The sequence below is a fragment of the Pseudomonas corrugata genome (assembly GCF_001269905.1).
Classification (GTDB): Bacteria; Pseudomonadota; Gammaproteobacteria; order Pseudomonadales; family Pseudomonadaceae; genus Aquipseudomonas; species Aquipseudomonas corrugata.
Genome location: NZ_LHVK01000022.1, coordinates 1 through 19,188 on the forward strand (window position 1 = coordinate 1; position 19,188 = coordinate 19,188).

The window sequence follows — 19,188 nt, forward strand, 5'->3', positions numbered from 1 at the left end:
ACATCGACACCTACGATTGGCTGGGTGATGGCGATGGGCATTGCCATTGAAAATCCTCCGGGCTAAGGTTTGAACACTTGAAGGGTTCACCCAGAGGCGCAGGCTTGTTCCTATCGTCGGTCTAGGCCAGATGCATTCTTTATCGGCGCTTGGGTGAAAGGAGGAGGGGCGAAATCTCCCACGGTCTGTACTGCTGCTAACAGTCAGAATCGAGCCTTGTCCCTCCTCCTCCCTTCAAGTCCTACCATACAAGCGAGCCTGCTCGCGATGACGGCGGAACCTTCAACACAGGAGCAAGCAGACCCACCGCTATCGCGAGCAGGCTCGCTCCCACAATGGGCCAAGGTGCCAGCAGGATTTGAGTCCCACCGCAGGTTCTCTGTGGGAGCGAGCCTGCTCGCGATGACGGTGGCACATTCAACACTGGAGCGGGCAGACCCACCGCTATCGCGAGCAGGCTTGCTCCCACAATGGGCCAAGGTGCCAGCAGGATTTGAGTTTCACCGCAGGTTCTCTGTGGGAGCGAGCCTGCTCGCGATGACGGTGGCACCTTCAACACAGGAGCAAGCAGATCCACCGCTATCGCGAGCAGGCTTGCTCCCACATTGGGCCAAGGTATTGGCAGGTGTTGTGTCTACAACCCCAGCTCGGACAACCCAGGGTGATCATCCGGCCGGCGCCCCAGGGGCCAATGGTATTTGCGTTCGCTTTCCTGGATCGGCAGGTCGTTGATGCAGGCGTAGCGGTTGCGCATCAGGCCTTGTTCATCGAACTCCCAGTTCTCGTTCCCATAAGAACGGAACCAGTTGCCCGAATCGTCGTGCCATTCGTAGGCATAACGCACGGCGATGCGGTTGTCGGTGAACGCCCAGAGTTCCTTGATCAGCCGGTAATCCAGTTCCTTGGCCCATTTTCGGGTCAGGAAGGCCTTGGCGTCTTCGCGACTATGGACGAATTCGGCGCGGTTGCGCCATTGGGTGTCCAGGGTGTAGGCCAGGGACACTCGCTGTGGGTCACGAGAGTTCCAGCCGTCCTCGGCCAGGCGAACTTTCTCGATAGCCGATTCACGGGTGAAGGGCGGCAACGGCGGACGAACTTCAGCAGGGGACGACATGGCAATTCTCCGGCGAGTGATGAATCAAGTTTCATGACCTTTGATGAGGCAGGCTTTTTACTGCTTTTCAACCAACAACACTTTCAACATGTCCTGGGCGTGATCGGCGGCACTGTGATCGCCCATGACCAGTGCGACAGTAATGGCCCCATCGATCAGAATGAGCAGTTGTCGGGCCAGGGCTTCGGGATTTTCGGCGCCTTGTTCAACGCACAACCGGGTGACGTAATCGAGCAACTTCTGCTTATGCAACTTCGCCAATTGGCGAACCGGGTCCTGTGGGTCTCCGGTTTCACCGCTGGTATTGATGAACGCGCAGCCTCTGAAGCCGTCGCTGTCAAACCAGCCCTTGAGCACGGTGAACAGGTTGTACAGCCGTGCAGCCGGGGTAGGGGCCTTGTCGACCTCGGTGCTGAACCAGTGCATCCAGCGCTCGTCCCTTCGGGCGAGGGCGGCCAGGATCAGCTCGTCCTTGTTGGCGAAATAGCGGTAGATGCTTTTCCTGGAGACGCCGGCGGTTTTCACCAGAAGATCCATGCCGGTGGCGGCAATGCCACTCTTATAGATCAACTTTTCGGCGACATCGAGGATGATGTCTCGTGTGTCGTTACTGATGATTTCGTTCATGGCGAATACAGTGGAACGACCGTTCTCCTTGGTCAAATGTTTTTTTCCTGTGGCTGCCCTTTTTGAAACATGGCTTGCTGGCAATGGGGCTCCGCCATCGTGATCGCGAGCAAGCTGTGCTCCCACAGAGTCCCAAACCCATCCGCCATGGTGTAAGCTCAGCGGCTCTTCGGAATCGACCTTTTGCGAGCCCTATGCCGTCGCTTTTCAAACGCTCCCTGCTGCCCAAGCTGCGCAGCTTTGCACTGACCGCCGATGCCGTGACCATCCTCGATGGCGCAGCCGAGTTTCGCCGTTGCCTGCTGGAAAAAATCGCCCAGGCCACCCAGCGCATCTACATCGTCGCCCTGTATCTGCAACAGGACGAAGCCGGCCAGGAAATCCTCGACGCCTTGCATGCCGCCAAAGCGGCGCGCCCGGAACTGGAGGTGGTCGTGGTGGTGGACTGGTTGCGGGCCCAGCGCGGGCTGATCGGCGCCAAGAAGCAGCCGGGCAACTCGGCGTGGTACCAGGAGCAGACGCGCACCCATGCCAGCAAAGTGCCGATCTACGGCGTGCCGGTACAGACCCGCGAACTGTTCGGGGTGCTGCACCTGAAAGGTTTCGTGATCGACGATTGCGTGCTCTACAGCGGCGCGAGCTTGAACAACGTCTACCTGCACAAGTTCGACAAGTACCGCTACGACCGCTATCACCTGCTGCAGAACACGGCGCTGGCCGATTCGATGCACCACCTGGTGCAGCACGGCCTGATCACCTCCAAGGCCGTGCATCGCCTGGACCTGCCGAACCTGCCCAGCACCCGCAGCTTGCGCAAGGACATTGGTGACCTGCGCAGTCGACTCAAGTACGCGGCCTATGACACCACGTCCGGTAGCCTCGACAAGAGTGGCCTGTCAGTGAGCCCGTTGCTGGGCGTCGGCAAGAACAATCCGTTGAGTCGGGTCATCGGCGAACTGATCGCCAGCAGCCGCCAGCAACTGACTATTTGTACGCCTTACTTCAACCTGCCCCTGGCGGTGACCCGGGAGCTCAACCGCGCCCTGGCCCGTGGGGTAAAGATCGACATCATCGTCGGCGACAAGACCGCCAACGACTTCTTCATCCCGCCCAGCGAACCGTTCAAGATCATCGCCGCGCTGCCTTACCTGTATGAGATCAGCCTGCGTCGTTTCGCCAAGCGGCACCAGCGCTACATCGACAGTGGTCAATTGAACCTGCACTTGTGGCGTGACGGCGACAACAGCTATCACCTCAAGGGCATGTGGGTCGACGAGCGCTACACCTTGCTGACCGGCAACAATCTCAACCCACGAGCCTTCCGCCTGGACCTGGAAAACGCCTTGCTGCTGGACGACCCCAAGGGTGAGTTGCTGGGGCCTCGTCAGGCCGAGCTCGAGCAGATCTACCGGCACACCCGCCGAATCGACCGCTACCTGGACCTGGAAGCGCTGCCGGACTACCCGGCCGCGGTGGCCAAGTTCCTGAAACGGGTCAGTCGGGTGCGGATCGAACGGCTGCTTTACCGGATCCTGTGAACGCCGGCACCATGGCCGAAAAAGACACCATCTCGATACAGCTGGTGCGTGAGGCGCTGCTGCAAAGCTGCGCCCCAGGCCCTGCAACCGATGAAGTGTTGAGCAAGGTCGGCATCGATCCCGGGTGGCTCGACAATCCCCTGGCGCGGGTGCCTGCCGCAGCCTATGCGCGGCTCTGGCGCTTGCTCGCAAGGCGCCTGGACGATGAGTTCTTCGGCATGGATCCGCGCAAGCTCAAGTCCGGCAGCCTGGCGTTCCTGTGCCAGTGCGCCATGGCGCAGCCAACACTGGCGACCGGCCTGACAGCGGGGCTGGGGTTCCTGTCGCTGATGCTTGAGCAGTTGCCTGCCCAATGGGTGCGCCAGCAGAGCCTGGCGGAAATCGTCTTGCTGGAAGACGATCAGGAGCCACGTCGGGCCTTTACCTACTTCACCTATTGGATGATCGTCCATGGCGTGGCCTGCTGGCTGGCTGGACGGCGCATTCCCATCCTCTCCGTCGAGCTGCGCTGCCCGGCGCCGGATTTCTGCGACGACTACCGGGTGATGTTTTCCCAGAACCTGCGCTTCGACCGCCCCCGTACCCGGATGATCTTCGCCGCCGAGTACCTGGACCTGCCCATTCGCCGCAGTGTCGAAGAACTCAAGCGTTTCCTGGCCCGGGCGCCGGCCAATATCCTGGTCAAATACCGCGACCCGCAGAGCCTGGCCAGCCGGATCCGGCACGACCTGCGCCAGTTGCCGGCCGAGCAATGGCCGGAAACCGAAGCGCTGGCCCAGCAGTTGTGTGTGTCGGCGTCGACCCTGCGCCGGCGCCTGGCGGAAGAAGGGCAGACCTATCAGGGACTCAAGGACAGCGTGCGCAAGGAGCTGGCGATCACCTGGCTCGCCGAACCCTCCATCAGTTTCGTCGACATCGCTTCGCGCCTGGGTTTCGCCGATGCCAGCTCGTTCTACAAGGCATTTCGCAAGTGGTCCGGGTCCAATCCGGGGCATTATCGCAGCTTGATTCTCAACGACCCCCGCTGATTCATCGGGCCCCGGCTTTCAGCTTTCAGCGCGCGATACGGGGCTCCCACTTTGTTTGATGCGAGATCGGCAACTTGCACGAATCGCCACGGCCTATCGGAAAGTACTGGAACCCCCGCTGCGCCAGGCGCTCCGCGTCGTACAGATTGCGGCCATCGAAGATCACCGGGGCCTTGAGCCGTTTTTGGATCAGGTCGAAATCCGGCGCCTTGAACTGTTGCCACTCGGTGCAGATGATCAGCGCATCGGCACCGCTGAGGGTCGCTTCCGGTGTGCCCATCAGGCTGAGATTGAGATGATCCTGGTACAACGATTGGGTCTGGCGCATGGCCTCCGGGTCAAATGCCCGTACGTGAGCGCCGGCTTCCCATAGCGCTTCCATGAGTACCCGGCTGGGCGCGTCCCGCATGTCATCCGTGTTGGGCTTGAATGCCAGGCCCCACACCGCGAACGTCCGGCCTTGCAGGTCGCCCTCGTAGAACGCATTGACTCGCTCGAACAGTTTTTGCTTCTGTCGCTGGTTGATCGCTTCCACCGCCTGCAACAGGTCATTGGAGCACTGGACCTGCTGGGCGCTGTGGATCAATGCGCGCATGTCCTTGGGAAAGCAGGAACCGCCATAGCCGCAGCCGGGGTAGATGAAGTCATAGCCGATGCGCGAGTCGGCGCCGATGCCCAGGCGTACCGATTCTACGTCGGCGCCCAGGTGCTCGGCCAGCTCGGCGATCTGGTTGATGAAGCTGATCTTGGTGGCAAGCATGCAGTTGGCCGCGTACTTGGTCAGCTCGGCGCTGCGCAGGTCCATGAACATGATGCGTTCATGGTTGCGATTGAACGGTCCATACAGTTCACGCATCACGTCGCGGACATCATCCCGCTCGCATCCGATGACGATCCGGTCGGGACGTCTGCAGTCAGCAACGGCTGAGCCTTCCTTGAGAAACTCCGGGTTGGAGACGATAGCGAAATCCAGTATCCGGCTGTGGTGTCGCAGGGCCTCGTTCATTCGGTCACGCAGGGCATCGCCGGTGCCCACGGGGACCGTGGATTTTTCAACGACGATGACGGGCTCTGTACGGTGCCGGGCAATGGCTTCCCCCACTGCGAAGACGCTGCCCAGGTCTGCTGAACCGTCCGGGTGCGAAGGGGTGCCTACGGCAATGAACAGGACCTTGCCATGCTCAACGGCAAGCTTTTCCTCGTAGGTAAAACGCAGCCTTCCATTATCCAGATTGTCCTTTACCAGCGCGGCCAGGCCAGGCTCGAAAATGCTGACGTGGCCCTGATTGAGGGCCGACACTTTTTCGGCGTCGATGTCCATGCAGACGACATCGTGACCGACCTCTGCCAGTACGGCTGCCTGGACCAGACCGACATAGCCGCTACCGAATACGCTGATTTTCATACGACCTTCCTGGGTTCGGATGCTTGAACGGGGCGAGAGTTGATGGTGAGGACGCCGAGGATGACCAAGGTCACTCCGAGGCTTTTCGAGAGGCTGAAGCTTTCATTGAAGAGTGGCAGCGCGGCGGCAAGCAGGTACACCAGCGCATAGCTGATGCTGAGCAGCGAATAGGCGCGGCCCAACGGCAGGTCCCGCAACGCAAACAGCCAACAGAGCATCGACAAGGCATAGGCAAAAATGGCTCCCAGGACCACGACCAGCGCCATTGGGTCGACGCTGCCCGCGAGCCACTGCCCAGGCAGCGGAAGGCGACTCATGCTCCAGCGCAAAGCCAGCTGCGCGATGCTGACCAGCAACACGCTGCCCAGCGCAAAAATGACACCGCGGCGAAGATTCATGCGTGCTGTCCCAGCAACATCACCCCGACGATCACCAGGGCGACGCCCAGCCAATGGCGACGGTCAACGGTCTCGTGGAATACAAAGCGGGCGACAAGGGTGATCAATACGAAATTCAGGCTCAGCATGGGGTAGGCGATGCCCACTTCGAGGCGCTGCAGTACCAGCAGCCACACCAGCAGGCCAGCCCCCAGCGCCGCAAGCGCCAGCCACAACCACGGCGAGCGCAGTTTCTCGCCCCAGCCCGACGACCGGCCGCGCCAACCCTCGACGGCGTACTTCTGGGCAATCTGTCCCAGACACGTCAGCACGCAGGCAGCCAATAGCAGCAACAAGCTCATGATGCGTCCTGAGAAAAGATCAGGATGACCAGGTTGCCCTGTTCATAACGTTTTCCGTCCTTGGGTAACCGTTCGATTTCCTCCAGCTCCTCTTCACCCTTGACGCGCATGACCACGCCGACCGAACCGCCTCGACGGGCGTCGCGCATCCATTGCTGCACCTGTGGCGGGTCGACCCGTTGCTGCAGGCCGTCAGGGTAGGCAAGGCCATACTTCAATTCACCGATGGTGTTGTACAACGCCACCTCCGGACGCTTCAGGCGCCAGGCGAGGGCGGATGCGGCGCCAAGGTCGTTGGCCAGCAACTTGTCGGTATGACTTAGTTCATCGAGGTGTTCGAGGATGAACTGGTCGGGCATCTTGTTGGTGACCACGGACGCGGGCATCGCCATTGGTAGCAAGCCGATCAGCAGCAGGCTGCCGAAGGCCGGGGCCGCCCAGCAGCGCAAGGGCCTGAGGGCTTGCAGCAGGTTGCTCATGATCCAGCCGATCAGGCCGACAGAAACCAACACAAGATTGTGCGGCTCATGGGCGTACAGCGGTTTCTTCAGTTGCAGATAGACCAGGGCAAGCAACGCCAGCAAGCCCAGCACCAGGTTGAGCCAACCGTTCATGGCAAGGGAGCGGCCTTGCTTGTGCTCCAGCCGGTCCGCCAGGGCATGGCCCAACAGCAGCGCCAGCGGCAGCAGGCACGGCAGGATGTAGCTCGGCAGCTTGCCTTTGCTGAGGCTGAAAAACAGCAGTGGCATCAACAGCCACAACAACAGGAACGCGATACTCGCCTGACGCCGTGTCTGCCACGCTTGCCGTAGCGCAGGCGGCAGCAGCGCCACCCACGGCAGACTGAACGCCACCAGCAGCGGTAGATAGAACCACCAGGGCGAGTCATGCTGGGCATCGTCCCCGGCAAAGCGCCGGATATGCTCATGCCAGAAAAAGAATCGCCAATAGTCCGGTTCCTCGGCGTGCACCGCCAGGGCCCAGGGCAGGCTGACGATAATCGCCACCGCGATTGCCAGTGGCCCGAAGACCAGCAACTCACGCCAGCGTCGTTGCCAGGCCATCCAGGGCAGGGCGATCAGCACCGGCAGCAACCAGGCGAGAAAACCCTTGGTCAAGAAGCCCATGCCGCATGCCAGCCCCAGCATCGCCCAGCCGATCAGGCGCTGGTTGCGGCCGTTGCTGTCCAGAGCAAACCACAAGGCGGCCAGACTCAGGTTGACCCAGAAGGTGAACTGCGGATCGAGGTTGGCGTAACCTGCCGCGCCTGCGACCACGGTCAGGCTCATGTACAACAGCGCGCAGACGAAACTCTTGCGAGGATCGTTCCATAGCCGGCGGGCAAGCAGGTAGCACAGCATCACGCTGAGCCCGATGCTGATGGCCGAGGCAATGCGCACACCGAACAGATTCTCACCGAACAGTGCCTGGCCGAGGGCGATCATCCAATAGCCGGCCGCCGGTTTTTCGAAGTAGCGCAGGCTCATGAAGTGGGGCGAAACCCAGTCGCCACTCAGCAGCATGCCCTGGCTGATCTGGGCGTAACGGGTTTCGTCGGGAATCCATAGCCCATGACTGGCCAGCGGGAGCAGGTATGCCAACAGGCAGGTCGCCAGCAGCAGGGGGAGTGCCCAGGGCTTGCTCATGCGCCTTGCACTCCCAGCCAGCCTTCACGCCCTTCGAGCGTGCCGCGCTTCACCCGACCTGCTGGCAAGCCTTCAATGGCTGCAGGTAGCAGATCGCCCAGGGGCTGAAAGCGGATGCTTCGTCGGCCCGCTTGCGCCAGCAATTGGCGGAAAGGGTTGGCCATCAGTATCCCTTCGACTTCGGCATGGATCGTGTAGACGTTGAGTTTTCCGGCGGCAAAGCGCTCAAGGATGAAAGCGTTGTAATCCTTGGCCATGACGCTTGGGCCAACCACCTCGTCGAAGGTCGGCAGGTCCACGGGGATCTGTGGCGTGCCCAGGTCCCCGCCGGCCAGCACGGGCCGGAACAGGCTCTGTCCCCGGCAATCGCTGTTGTAGCGAAAGCCGAACCCTTGCTTGGCCTCGATCACGCGTTCATCGGCGCGCCAACCAGCTGCCGCCGAACATGTAACGGGTTCGCCGAGGATATCGCCGAGGCTGTCTACGCCTCGGCGAATCTGCTCGATCAGCCGTGCCTGTCCCCAGCGCCCTGCGTTGGCCTGCCAGCTATGGTGATCCCAAGCGTGCAAACCAACCTCATGCCCAGCCGCCCGAGCCTGACGCATCAGGTGCCCGAGATCGCGGCCGATAGGCTTGCCGGGCCAGGCGGTACCGGCCAGGAGAATGTCCCAGCCATACAGCCCAACGGCGTTGGAGCGCAGCATTTTCCATAGGAATTGCGGTCGCAGCAGTCGCCACAGATGACGTCCCATGTTGTCCGGCCCGACGCTGAAGAAAAACGTCGCCTTGACCTGTGCCTCCTGGAGAATATCCAGTAACTGCGGTACGCCTTCGCGCGTGCCCCGGTAGGTGTCGACATCGATTCGAAGACCCGCCTGCATCAGCGTTGGTCCGCGATTTCAAGCATCGCTTCGCGCAGGAAGAAGTCCAGCGTGTTGGCGATGGTTTCACTCATCTGCACGGTTGGCGTCCAGTCCAGCAGGCGCTTGGCATTGGCGATGCTTGGTTTGCGGTGTGAGACGTCCTGGTAACCGGTGCCGTAGAAGGCCTTGCTTTCGACGTCGCGGAACCCGGCGAAAGGCGGAAAGTTGTCGCGCAACGGGTGCGCCTCGAACTGTCTCAGCAGCTCCTCGCCCAACTGGCGGATACTGGCTTCGTTGTCCGGGTTGCCGATGTTGATGATCTGCCCGTTGCAGGCGTCATTCTGGTTGTCGATGATCCGCGCCAAGGCCTCGACACCGTCGGCGATATCAGTGAAACAACGCTTCTGTTCACCACCATCAAACAGGCGGATCGGCGTACCTTCCACCAGGTTGAGGATCAGTTGGGTAATCGCCCGGGAGCTGCCGATGCGTGCCGAATCCAATCGATCCAGGCGCGGCCCCATCCAGTTGAAGGGGCGGAACAAGGTGAATTTCAGGCCTTTCTGGCCGTAGGCCCAGATCACCCGGTCGAGCAGTTGCTTGGAAATCGAGTAGATCCAGCGCTGCTTATTGATCGGGCCGACAACGAGGTTGGAGGTGTCTTCGTCGAAGTTGTTGTCCTGGCACATGCCATAGACTTCGGACGTCGAGGGGAAGATCACGCGCTTGTTGTACTTGACGCAGTAGCGCACCAGTTTCAGGTTCTCTTCGAAATCCAGCTCGAACACCCGCAGCGGATTACGGGTGTACTCGATGGGTGTGGCGATGGCTACCAACGGCAGGATGACGTCGCATTTCTTGATGTGGTATTCGATCCATTCGGAATGGATGCTGATGTCGCCTTCGACGAAGTGGAAATGCGGGTGACTACGCAGGCGCTCGATGGCATCGGAGCCGATGTCGAGGCCATAGACATCGTATTTGTCGTCGCGCAGCAGTCGTTCCGACAGGTGATTGCCGATGAAGCCGTTGACGCCCAGGATCAACACCCGGGTACGCCGTGGACCTCGGCGAGACTCCGTGCCGCGTAGCACCGAACCGTCAACCAGTCCCAATTCGTTGGCCAGTTGTGGCCCGCCCAGGTACAGGCCGTTTTCGTTGCGTTGGCCCGAGGTGATCACCAGCGAATCCACACCACACGCAATGCGCAGCGGGTCGACGCTGATGACGCGCCCCGGATCCTGGCCTTCGTTGCCCTCGACGACTTCCGCGCTCCAGACGATCAGCTTGTGTTCGCCAACGGCGCAAAACGCCCCGGGATAGGGTTGGGTCACGGCTCGGACCAGATTGAACAGTTCCTCGGCCGGGCGCTGCCAGACCAGCTTGCCGTCAGCCGCCGTGCGCCGACCGAACACCGTGGCCTTGGATTCGTCCTGCTCTCTTTCGCGGACCTCACCGGCAAGCAGGCTGGGCAGCGTGTCGCGCAGCAGGTCGATGGCCGCCTGGCGTAATTTGCCATGCAAACTCAACGCGGTGTCGCTGCGCTCGATGGCGACCTTTTGCTGGGCCAGGATCGCACCGGCATCCGCGCGTTTGACCATGCGATGCAGGGTTACGCCAGTCTCGGTTTCACCGTTGACCAGCACCCAATTGGCCGGCGCCCGTCCGCGATAGCGCGGCAGCAGGGAACCGTGCAGGTTGAACGCGCCTTTAGGAGCAATGGCGAGCAGCGGTTCGCTCAACAAGTGACGGTAGTAGAAGGAGAACAGGTAATCAGGAGCGAGCTTGCCGATGCGCTCGATCCACAGCGGATGATTGACGTCTTCGGGAGCATGAACCGGGATGCCCTTGCGCGCGCACAATTGCGCGACGGAGCCGTAGAAGGTGTTCTCCTTGGGGTCGTCGGCGTGGGTAAACACCGCGACAATGTCGAAGCCGGAATTGAGCAGGGTTTCGATGCCGGCACAGCCGATATCGTGATAGGCGAAAACTACGGCTTTTGTGCTCATGAGTGAACCTGATCTGAAGAAATGGAAGTAAGGCCGTCAACGGTGATAACGGGAGCCGGCGTGGCAGGTTGTCCACGCAGGACTTTTTCGACGAAGAAACGGGGGCGGGCACGCACATCGCTGTACATCCGCCCCAGGTATTCCCCCAGCAAGCCCATGCCAATGAATTGCCCGCCGGTGAACACGAACAGCACGGCGAACAGCACGAAGGTTCCGCCGCCGGCCCAGCCGGCACCGAAGACCAGCCGCAGGACGATCAAGGCGATGGCGAACAACACGCCCAGACCGGCCATGGCGAAACCAACGATGCTCAGCAGCCGCAGAGGTGTGGTGGTCATGCAGGTGATCAGGTCGAACATCAGGTTGACCAGGCGCATGGCGCTGTACTTGGATTCCCCGTGCTCGCGCTCGGCGTGGCTCACCAGGATCTCCGTGGTGTGCCGGGCAAAGCTGTTGGCGAGGATCGGGATGAAAGTGCTGCGTTCGCGGCATGCGAGCATGGCGTCGACGATGGACCGACGATAGGCACGCAGCATGCAGCCGTAGTCGCTCATGGCAACGCCGGTAGAGCGTTGCACCGCCAGGTTGATCAGCTTCGACGGCCAGCGCCGCAGGGCCGAGTCCTGGCGGTTGTTGCGCACCGTGGCGACTACGTCATAGCCCAGTTCGGCCTGGGCCACCAGGCGCGGAATCTCTTCGGGCGGGTTTTGCAGGTCCGCGTCGAGGGTGATGATGACGTCGCCCTTGCAGTGTTCGAAACCGGCCATGATCGCGGCGTGCTGACCATAATTGCGGTTCAGGATCACCGCGACGATCGGGCTGCCCCGCAGCGTCGCGGCTTCTTCCAGTATCTGCGCCGACTCGTCCCGACTGCCGTCGTCGACCAGCACGATTTCGTACTTGTGGCGCAATTGCCGACATGCCGCTTCGGTACGCCGAAGCAATTCGGGCAGACTTTCTTCCTCGTTGTAAACCGGAATGACAATTGACACGCAATTGATCGGATAAGGTTTCACAGGTGTGCATCCAGGACGTTTTCAATGGTGTCGACGACGCGACTCACGTCATCGCCGGTCATGTCGGGAAACAGCGGGATCGAGCACAGACGAGCCGAATTCCATTCTGTGTTGGGCAGATGGACGTCAGGGAAGCGCTGGCGGTAGTAGGTGTGCAGGTGCGTTCCGATAAAGTGGATGCCCGTGCCGATATTTTGCTCCTGCAAGGCTTTCATGAACGCTTCGCGGTCCAGGCCGCAGCGCTCGGCATCGATACGCAGGACGAACAGGTGCCAGGCGTGCTGCTGCGCATAGGTCGGGATCGCCAATGGCTGTACCTTTGAACCTTCCAGCCGTTGCAAGTACACCTTGGCCAGTTCCGTGCGCTTGGCGTTGATGTCGTCCAGGCGCTCCAATTGCACGAGAGCTATGGCGGCGTTGATGTCGGCCAGGTTGTATTTGAAGCCTGGCTCCATCACTTGCGCCTGGGGCTTGCGACCATGGGTGAGGCGGTCGTAGGCGTCGACGCCGAGGCCATGGAACTTGAGCATGCGCACCCGAGCGGCGAGTGCTTCATCGTCCGTGACGAACATGGCGCCTTCGGCGCAGGTCATGTTCTTGATCGCATGGAATGAGAAAATGGCCGTGCCCTTGGCGCCGACGTGGCGATCTTTGTAGCGGGTGCCGGCCGCGTGCGCGGCGTCTTCGATAACGGCGATACCGTGTTTTTCCGCCAACCCATAGAGAGGGTCGAGGTCGAACGCGGCACCGGCATAGTGCACCGGGACGATCGCCCGGGTACGCGAGGTAATGGCCGCTTCGATGCTCGACAGATCACTCATGAGCGTGTCGCGGTCCACGTCGACGAACACCGGTGTGGCGCCTAGCAGGCAGATCATGTTGGCCGTCGACACCCAGGTCTGGGACGGCGTAATGACTTCATCGCCCGGGCCAATGCCTAATGCAAGTAACGCGATATGCATACCGCCGGTGGCCGAAGAAAGTGCAACGGCGTGCCGGCAGCCGACATAGGCGGCGAACTGCTCTTCAAGTTGCTGGCTTTTCGGGCCCGTGGTGATCCAGCCGGAGCGCAGTACCTCATTTACAGCGGCAATCTCTTCCTCGCCGATACTGGGGCGAGAGAAGGGCAGAAACGTTCGACTCATGGGGGCCTCAGGGACTGAAGAGTAACCGTTGAAACGAGAGATTGGATCCAGCGACAGCGTAGACGCTAAAAGAAAAGCTGCATCAAAGAGTTACCTTGTAGGAAACACATCCTTGTCATGTTTTCACCACCGGTTGGCGGATGCACACTTATGACAAGTGGCCCCGTATTCATTGAGGTTAGGCGATTTTCTTTGAAAGGATTGTGAAAAAAAGATCAGTGAAAAAAACTTAACTTGTCAGGTGCGACTCAGGTTTAAGTCTGTTTCGTACATCGCTAGTAGCGGAATGCTTACAGGCGATTTTTAATATGTATTACATTTTCGTTACTGGGCAGATATTTTTCTGATACCTATCAACAGGATCGCGCACGGAACGTTTTTTTACTGTTGTCACTCCCGCATTTGAGCAAGTCATGTTTCGATCATAAAACCGTCATTTGTTTTTGATAGAAGCTCTGCAAGTGCCGAAAAAGTTGGGCCATCAAACAGAGTGAAGTATGCAAGTGACCGTTTTGAGTAGCCGGTATGTCAGTTTCAAGGCGCGCGCCTGTCTTCCAGTTGGACAGGAGTCCGTCGCATGACCATTCTGGTCACCGGCGCCGCCGGCTTCATTGGCTTCCATACCGTCAAGCGGCTATGCGCCGATGGCCATCAGGTCATTGGCATCGATAACCTCAATAGCTACTACAGCGTCGAGTTGAAGCGGGCCCGGCTGGCACAGCTGGATGCCTGCTCCAACTTTCAGTTCCGCTGGCTCGATGTCGCCGACAATCAGGCGTTGCGGGAGCTGTTTGCCGAACAACCTTTCGAGCAGGTCATCCACCTGGCTGCCCAGGCCGGCGTGCGTTATTCCATCGACAATCCCGACACCTACGCGCAAAGCAATCTGGTGGGGTTCCTCAATATCCTCGAAGCCTGCCGTGCCCATGGACCGGCGCATCTTGTCTACGCCTCGAGCAGCTCGGTATATGGCTTGAACGAACACCTGCCATATGCCACGACCGACCCGGTCGATCGGCCCATGTCGTTCTACGCCGCGACCAAGCGCGCAAACGAGTTGATGGCCCATTCCTACTCCCATCTCTATGGCATCCCTACGACCGGCCTGCGCTTTTTCACCGTGTACGGACCTTGGGGGCGACCCGACATGGCGCTGTTCAAGTTCACTGACGCTATCCTGAACGGCCGCGCCATTGATGTGTACAACGATGGCGCGATGTCTCGGGATTTCACCTACATCGACGACATCGTCGAAGGCATCGTCCGACTGCTGCCACTCCCGCCCACCGACAAGAGCGGTGCACCGAACAAGGTCTACAACATCGGGCACGGTTCGCCGGTGAAGCTTCTGCATTTTGTCGAGTGCATTGAAGAGGCGACGGGCTTGCGCGCCATCAAGAATTTCTTGCCGTTGCAATCAGGCGACGTGGTCGACACGTGGGCGGACACCCGCGACTTGGAAGAACGGGTGGATTTTCGCCCTCGGACCCCGGTGTCCAGCGGCGTGCGGTCGTTTGTCGATTGGTACCGCGACTATTACCGCGTTTAACCGCGCATTTGGAATATCTATAGGAAAGTCATGCACGAAACCCCTTATGTATCCGTCTTGATCCCGGCGAAGAACGAAGCAGGCAATCTCATCCCCCTGTTGGAGGAGGTGCGTGCGGCGCTGGTCAACGAGGCATTTGAAGTGATTGTGGTGGACGACGGCAGCACCGATGCCACCGCGGCCGAACTGCGCACGCTGCAAGGCCAGGGCTACCCTCAGTTGCGGGTGCTCAGCCATGCGCGCTCCCTGGGGCAGAGCACCTCGATCCACCATGCCGCGGTGGTGGCTCGCGGGCACTGGTTGGCGACCCTGGATGGCGATGGCCAGAACGATCCGGCCGATTTGCCGAAGATGCTCGACCTCGTACGTGGTTCGGAAGGCAAGCCCGCGGGCGTCAAGCTGGTGGCGGGGCATCGGGTGAACCGTCGCGACACGGCGAGCAAGCGCTGGGCTTCACGATTTGCCAACAAGCTGCGGGCCAGCCTGCTGAAGGACCAGACCCCGGACACTGGATGCGGCATCAAATTGATCGAGCGCGAGGCATTCCTGCGCCTGCCGTACTTCGATCACATGCACCGCTTCATTCCTGCCCTTATCCGTCGTCATAACGGTCGGATGCTGGTTCAGCCGGTCAATCACCGTGAACGCGGGGCAGGGGTGTCCAACTACGGGAACCTGGACCGGGCCCTGGTGGGCATCGTCGATCTGTTGGGGGTGTGGTGGTTGATCAAACGCACCCGTCTGGACGTCAACGCGCAAGAAAGCGAGGCCTGACATGGGCAGGGAATCGATGTGGTTGGCCGTGGGATTCATGGGCCAGTTGGTCTTTACCGGGCGCTTTGCCCTGCAGTGGCTCTACAGTGAGTACAAGAAACGCAGCATGATCCCGGTCGGCTTCTGGTACCTGAGCATCGCTGGCAGTGCATTGCTGTTGGCGTACGCCATTTATCGCGAAGACCCGGTCTTCATTCTCGGCCAGTCCTTTGGCTTCATCGTGTATCTGCGCAACTTGCAACTGATCGCTCGGCAGCATGAAAACAAAGGCCTTGAGCTGGATAAAAGAGGCTGAAACGGTGCGGATACGATTAGCTTCCCCTCGGTTGGAATTACTGGGCTTTGCAGTGTTGGCGCTGGTCATGGTGGGGGCCGGGCTTGGCTGGCGGCAACCGCTGAATGTCGATGAAGAGCGTTTCCTCGGCGTGGCTCTGGAAATGCTGCAGAATGGCTCGTGGTTCATTCCTCACCGGGCCGGGGAAATCTACGCGGACAAGCCGCCTCTGTTCATGTGGGCCGTGGCGCTGTTCGTGCAACTGACGCACCTGCCCAAAGTTGCCCTGTACTTGCCGGCGCTGCTGGCCGGCAGTGTGACCACGGTTTGCCTGTATGACCTGGGCCGGCGCTTATGGGGGCGACGTATCGGTGTGATTGCTGCGCTGCTGTTCCTGGCGACCTACCAGACCTACAGCATTCTGCGCACTGGACAGATCGATGGCTTTCTCGCGCTCTGGACCATTCTGGGTCTCTATGGCCTGTGCCGGCATCTGTTGCTTGGGCCGGACTGGCGCTGGTACTACGTGGCCTGTGCGGCGATGGGATTCGGCATCATCAGCAAAGGAGTTGGCTTTCTGCCGGTGTTGATGCTGATTCCTTACGCCTATGCAGTGCGCAAGGGCTGGAAAGGCGTGGTGCCGATGCCTGGCAAGGCCGGTGCCTGGTGGCTGGGGCTGCTGGTGGCGCTCGCTGCCGTTGCGGTATGGCTGGGCCCGCTGTTGCTGATCGTGGCGCAGGGCAGTGCCGACAGCCTGGCCTATGCCCAGGAAATCCTGTTCAAGCAAACGGCGGGGCGCTACGCCAACGCGTGGGAGCATCGCGAACCCTTCTGGTACTTCTTCGTCGAGGTGATTCCCAAGTACTGGTTACCCATATTCTTCATGCTGCCCTGGCTGGTGCCAGCCTGGCGCAAGCAGTTGCTCAAGCACGATGGTCGGGTGTTGGTATTGCTCGGCTGGGTGGTGCTGGTACTGCTGTTCTTCAGCCTGAGCAGCGGCAAACGCAAGTTGTACATTTTCCCCGCTTTGCCCGGGTTGATCCTGCTGGTGGCACCGCTGGTTCCGTGGATGTTGCACCGCTGGTTCAGCCAGCGTCCGCGAGGCAGGACGGTATTTACCGTGCTGACCGTGGCGTGGCTGTGCGCCTGGTTTGTTCGCGGGTTCATCGAGCCGCACAAGGAGGGCGTCAATCCCCACGAAACCCTCATGGCTGACGTCGCGCGACTGAGCAATAACGCCGAACTGGTGTTGGTGGGATGGCGCGAAGGGCACTGGTTGTTCGCCCGACAACCTATCGTGCACTTCGGTTTCTATAGCAATCAGTCCCTGGAACAGTCCGCGCTGTGGCTTCGCAGCCATCCGCAGGCCTATGCGCTGGTGCCTGAGCGGGACCTGGCGCGCTGCTACGACCCGCAAAAGGCCCGCAGCGTCGGCGAGACCTCCAGGGCCGAGTGGTTCCTGGTGGGGGCCGATGCGGATAACCAGCAGTGCCAGCCTCCGGCACCGGGGAAGGTGTATTCATTCGCGTGGAAGCAGCCTTTGTAGCGACTGGGAGATTGCTATCGCGGGCAGGCTCGCTCCCACAGGGGATTTGTGTTCACCGTGAAACCCTTGTGGGAGCGAGCCTGCTCGCGATAAGGCCATGACCGGCAACCCACCCCCAAACCATGGCCAAACCAGTCAGCCAACTTGATAGCTTTGACCATTGCCGCCCAAGTCCTTCGGCGCGAGTATTCCCCTGTTTACGGTTCCCCCAACCAATAAAAAGTACAGAGGGATTCTGGTCATGCGCGATTATCTGTCCGCTACGTCGCAGTTCGATTACCTGCACACCGTCAATACCGCACTGCACGGCTCGCTCGAGGCGTTGAACGCCTGCGTCGAGTGTTGCGACCGGCATGCGTTGCCGGGACGCATCGCATTGTTCTGGGAGGGCCGTGACGGCAGTGACGCGACCTGGACTTATCGTGATCTGCAGGACCGCGCCGCACGCTTCGCCAACTTCCTGCTGGCCCAAGGCGTAAACAAGGGCGACAAGGTGGCCGGTCTGCTGCCGCGTACCGCAGAGTTGCTGATCGTGGTGCTCGCCACGTGGCGTATCGGGGCGGTGTATCAGCCGTTGTTCACCGCGTTCGGCCCCAAGGCCATCGAGCATCGTCTCGGCAGTTCCGGCGCCCGTATCGTCGTCACCGACGGGGTCAACCGGCCCAAACTCAATGAAGTGAGCGGTTGCCCCACCGTGGTCACCGTCGGCGGCGAAAAAGGCCGGGGGATCGTGCGGGGCGACTACAGCTTCTGGGCTGAAGTCGAGAACCACTCCAATCAATGCGAACCGGTCATGCTCACCGGTGAAGACCCGTTCCTGCTGATGTTTACGTCCGGTACCACTGGGCCAGCCAAGGCGTTGTCCGTGCCGCTCAAGGCCATCGTTGCCTTTCAGAGCTACACCCGGGACGCTGTGGACCTGCGTCCCGAAGATGCCTTCTGGAATCTGGCTGATCCGGGCTGGGCCTATGGCATTTACTTCGGCGTGACCGGCCCGTTGGCGATGGGACATCCCGTCACCTTCTACGATGGTCCGTTTACCCTGGAAAGCACGTGCCGGGTCATCAACAAGTACGGCATCACCAACCTCACGGGCTCGCCCACGGCCTATCGCCTTTTGATTGCCGGAGGCGAGCAGTTCGCCCGGTCGATCAAGGGTCGGCTGCGTGTTGTCAGCAGCGCCGGCGAGCCGCTGAACCCGGAGGTGATCCGCTGGTTCGCCGATCACCTGAATGTGGTGATCCACGACCATTACGGCCAGACCGAACTGGGCATGGTGCTGTGCAATCACCACGGGCTTGAACATCCGGTTCACCTGGGGGCGGCCGGCTTCGCCTCGCCGGGCCACCGGATCGTGGTGCTGGATGAAAACCACCAGGAACTGGACGTCGGCCAGCCGGGCATTCTCGCCGTCGACCGCAGCCAGTCGCCGATGTGCTGGTTCGCCGGTTATCAGGGCGGGCCCACCAAGGCGTTCGTCGGCAATTATTACCTGAGCGGCGATACCGTCGAGCTGAACCCGGACGGCAGCATCAGTTTCGTCGGTCGCAGTGACGACGTGATCACCACCTCGGGCTACCGCGTTGGTCCCTTCGATGTGGAAAGCGCCTTGATCGAACACCCTGCGGTGGTGGAAGCCGCCGTGGTCGGCAAGCCCGACCCGGAGCGTACCGAGCTGGTGAAAGCCTTTGTCGTGCTCAATGCCCAGTATCGCGCCGAGCCGGAGCTGGCCGAAGAGTTGCGCCAACACGTGCGCAAGCGCCTCGCGGCCCATGCGTATCCCCGTGAAATCGAATTTGTCAGCGACTTGCCGAAAACCCCAAGCGGCAAATTGCAGCGCTTTATCTTGCGCAACCAGGAGATCGCCAAAGCTCAAGAGGCCGCGGCGGCTAACGTTTCAGCTTGAATCCAAGGA

17 protein-coding genes are annotated in these 19,188 nt (G+C 60.5%); 7 read left to right on the forward strand and 10 right to left on the reverse strand.

The features are described 5' to 3' along the window. Positions 1 to 634: 634 nt before the first annotated feature. A complete protein-coding gene (locus tag AD665_RS22605; protein ID WP_053193863.1) occupies positions 635 to 1,114 on the reverse strand; it encodes a nuclear transport factor 2 family protein in 480 nt (159 codons plus the stop codon). Between the two features lie 57 nt (positions 1,115 to 1,171). Continuing rightward, positions 1,172 to 1,741, reverse strand: a complete 570-nt coding sequence (locus tag AD665_RS22610; RefSeq protein WP_024777329.1) for a TetR/AcrR family transcriptional regulator — start codon at positions 1,739 to 1,741, stop codon at positions 1,172 to 1,174. Positions 1,742 to 1,935: 194 nt separating this feature from the next. Between AD665_RS22610 and pssA the strand changes: the two genes are divergently transcribed. Together pssA and AD665_RS22620 are read left to right on the forward strand one after the other, a co-directional pair. Further along, positions 1,936 to 3,279 (forward strand): CDP-diacylglycerol--serine O-phosphatidyltransferase, encoded by a 1,344-nt coding sequence (gene pssA, locus AD665_RS22615; protein ID WP_024777328.1) that lies wholly within the window; start codon positions 1,936 to 1,938, stop codon positions 3,277 to 3,279. Positions 3,280 to 3,290: 11 nt separating this feature from the next. Then, a complete protein-coding gene (locus AD665_RS22620) occupies positions 3,291 to 4,307 on the forward strand; it encodes an AraC family transcriptional regulator (RefSeq protein WP_024777327.1) in 1,017 nt (338 codons plus the stop codon). 25 nt (positions 4,308 to 4,332) lie between these two features. Here the strand turns inward: AD665_RS22620 and AD665_RS22625 are convergent, their stop codons facing one another. From AD665_RS22625 to arnB, 8 genes are read right to left on the reverse strand one after another with little or no spacing between them, the layout of a single operon-like run. Continuing rightward, a complete protein-coding gene (locus AD665_RS22625) occupies positions 4,333 to 5,712 on the reverse strand; it encodes a UDP-glucose dehydrogenase family protein (protein ID WP_024777326.1) in 1,380 nt (459 codons plus the stop codon). Then, entirely contained in the window at positions 5,709 to 6,110 is a 402-nt protein-coding gene (arnF, locus tag AD665_RS22630) for a 4-amino-4-deoxy-L-arabinose-phosphoundecaprenol flippase subunit ArnF (RefSeq protein WP_024777325.1), read from the reverse strand. The genes AD665_RS22625 and arnF overlap by 4 nt, the downstream gene beginning before the upstream one ends. After that, entirely contained in the window at positions 6,107 to 6,451 is a 345-nt protein-coding gene (gene arnE / locus AD665_RS22635) for a 4-amino-4-deoxy-L-arabinose-phosphoundecaprenol flippase subunit ArnE (protein WP_024777324.1), read from the reverse strand. The genes arnF and arnE overlap by 4 nt, the downstream gene beginning before the upstream one ends. Beyond that, positions 6,448 to 8,097, reverse strand: coding sequence for a lipid IV(A) 4-amino-4-deoxy-L-arabinosyltransferase (gene arnT, locus AD665_RS22640; RefSeq protein WP_024777323.1), 1,650 nt, complete (start codon positions 8,095 to 8,097; stop codon positions 6,448 to 6,450). Before arnT ends, arnE begins: the two co-directional genes overlap by 4 nt. Then, the gene (arnD, locus tag AD665_RS22645; RefSeq protein WP_024777322.1) at positions 8,094 to 8,978 is read right to left on the reverse strand and encodes a 4-deoxy-4-formamido-L-arabinose-phosphoundecaprenol deformylase; all 885 of its coding nucleotides are present in this window, start codon (positions 8,976 to 8,978) and stop codon (positions 8,094 to 8,096) included. Before arnD ends, arnT begins: the two co-directional genes overlap by 4 nt. Next, the gene (arnA, locus tag AD665_RS22650) at positions 8,978 to 10,969 is read right to left on the reverse strand and encodes a bifunctional UDP-4-amino-4-deoxy-L-arabinose formyltransferase/UDP-glucuronic acid oxidase ArnA (RefSeq protein ID WP_053193867.1); all 1,992 of its coding nucleotides are present in this window, start codon (positions 10,967 to 10,969) and stop codon (positions 8,978 to 8,980) included. The genes arnD and arnA overlap by 1 nt, the downstream gene beginning before the upstream one ends. Further along, entirely contained in the window at positions 10,966 to 11,985 is a 1,020-nt protein-coding gene (gene arnC, locus AD665_RS22655; protein ID WP_024777320.1) for an undecaprenyl-phosphate 4-deoxy-4-formamido-L-arabinose transferase, read from the reverse strand. The genes arnA and arnC overlap by 4 nt, the downstream gene beginning before the upstream one ends. Next, positions 11,982 to 13,130, reverse strand: coding sequence for a UDP-4-amino-4-deoxy-L-arabinose aminotransferase (arnB, locus tag AD665_RS22660; RefSeq protein WP_053193870.1), 1,149 nt, complete (start codon positions 13,128 to 13,130; stop codon positions 11,982 to 11,984). Before arnB ends, arnC begins: the two co-directional genes overlap by 4 nt. Positions 13,131 to 13,707: 577 nt before the next feature. Here arnB and AD665_RS22665 point away from each other — a divergent pair. The 5 genes from AD665_RS22665 (at position 13,708) to AD665_RS22685 (ending at position 19,179) form a co-directional block, all read left to right on the forward strand. Further along, a complete protein-coding gene (locus AD665_RS22665; protein WP_024777318.1) occupies positions 13,708 to 14,679 on the forward strand; it encodes an NAD-dependent epimerase in 972 nt (323 codons plus the stop codon). Between the two features lie 30 nt (positions 14,680 to 14,709). Beyond that, complete coding sequence (locus tag AD665_RS22670; protein ID WP_024777317.1) at positions 14,710 to 15,453, forward strand: glycosyltransferase family 2 protein; 744 nt, start codon at positions 14,710 to 14,712, stop codon at positions 15,451 to 15,453. Between the two features lies 1 nt (position 15,454). After that, a complete protein-coding gene (locus AD665_RS22675) occupies positions 15,455 to 15,748 on the forward strand; it encodes a lipid-A-disaccharide synthase N-terminal domain-containing protein (protein WP_024777316.1) in 294 nt (97 codons plus the stop codon). Continuing rightward, positions 15,711 to 17,273: an ArnT family glycosyltransferase gene (locus AD665_RS22680; RefSeq protein WP_080996611.1), complete on the forward strand. Its 1,563-nt coding sequence runs from the start codon at positions 15,711 to 15,713 to the stop codon at positions 17,271 to 17,273. Before AD665_RS22675 ends, AD665_RS22680 begins: the two co-directional genes overlap by 38 nt. A gap of 241 nt (positions 17,274 to 17,514) precedes the next feature. Next, the gene (locus tag AD665_RS22685) at positions 17,515 to 19,179 is read left to right on the forward strand and encodes an AMP-binding protein (RefSeq protein ID WP_024777314.1); all 1,665 of its coding nucleotides are present in this window, start codon (positions 17,515 to 17,517) and stop codon (positions 19,177 to 19,179) included. Positions 19,180 to 19,188 lie beyond the last annotated feature (9 nt).

Coding starts and splice junctions, on each gene's coding strand:
- AD665_RS22610 (WP_024777329.1), bottom strand. CDS start 1,741: ATGAACGAAATCATCAGTAACGACACACGAGACATCATCCTCGATGTC.
- arnA (WP_053193867.1), bottom strand. CDS start 10,969: ATGAGCACAAAAGCCGTAGTTTTCGCCTATCACGATATCGGCTGTGCC.
- arnF (WP_024777325.1), bottom strand. CDS start 6,110: ATGAATCTTCGCCGCGGTGTCATTTTTGCGCTGGGCAGCGTGTTGCTG.
- AD665_RS22665 (WP_024777318.1), top strand. CDS start 13,708: ATGACCATTCTGGTCACCGGCGCCGCCGGCTTCATTGGCTTCCATACC.
- AD665_RS22670 (WP_024777317.1), top strand. CDS start 14,710: ATGCACGAAACCCCTTATGTATCCGTCTTGATCCCGGCGAAGAACGAA.
- AD665_RS22685 (WP_024777314.1), top strand. CDS start 17,515: ATGCGCGATTATCTGTCCGCTACGTCGCAGTTCGATTACCTGCACACC.
- AD665_RS22620 (WP_024777327.1), top strand. CDS start 3,291: ATGGCCGAAAAAGACACCATCTCGATACAGCTGGTGCGTGAGGCGCTG.
- arnT (WP_024777323.1), bottom strand. CDS start 8,097: ATGAGCAAGCCCTGGGCACTCCCCCTGCTGCTGGCGACCTGCCTGTTG.
- AD665_RS22675 (WP_024777316.1), top strand. CDS start 15,455: ATGGGCAGGGAATCGATGTGGTTGGCCGTGGGATTCATGGGCCAGTTG.
- AD665_RS22625 (WP_024777326.1), bottom strand. CDS start 5,712: ATGAAAATCAGCGTATTCGGTAGCGGCTATGTCGGTCTGGTCCAGGCA.
- pssA (WP_024777328.1), top strand. CDS start 1,936: ATGCCGTCGCTTTTCAAACGCTCCCTGCTGCCCAAGCTGCGCAGCTTT.
- AD665_RS22680 (WP_080996611.1), top strand. CDS start 15,711: ATGAAAACAAAGGCCTTGAGCTGGATAAAAGAGGCTGAAACGGTGCGG.
- AD665_RS22605 (WP_053193863.1), bottom strand. CDS start 1,114: ATGTCGTCCCCTGCTGAAGTTCGTCCGCCGTTGCCGCCCTTCACCCGT.
- arnE (WP_024777324.1), bottom strand. CDS start 6,451: ATGAGCTTGTTGCTGCTATTGGCTGCCTGCGTGCTGACGTGTCTGGGA.
- arnD (WP_024777322.1), bottom strand. CDS start 8,978: ATGCAGGCGGGTCTTCGAATCGATGTCGACACCTACCGGGGCACGCGC.
- arnB (WP_053193870.1), bottom strand. CDS start 13,130: ATGAGTCGAACGTTTCTGCCCTTCTCTCGCCCCAGTATCGGCGAGGAA.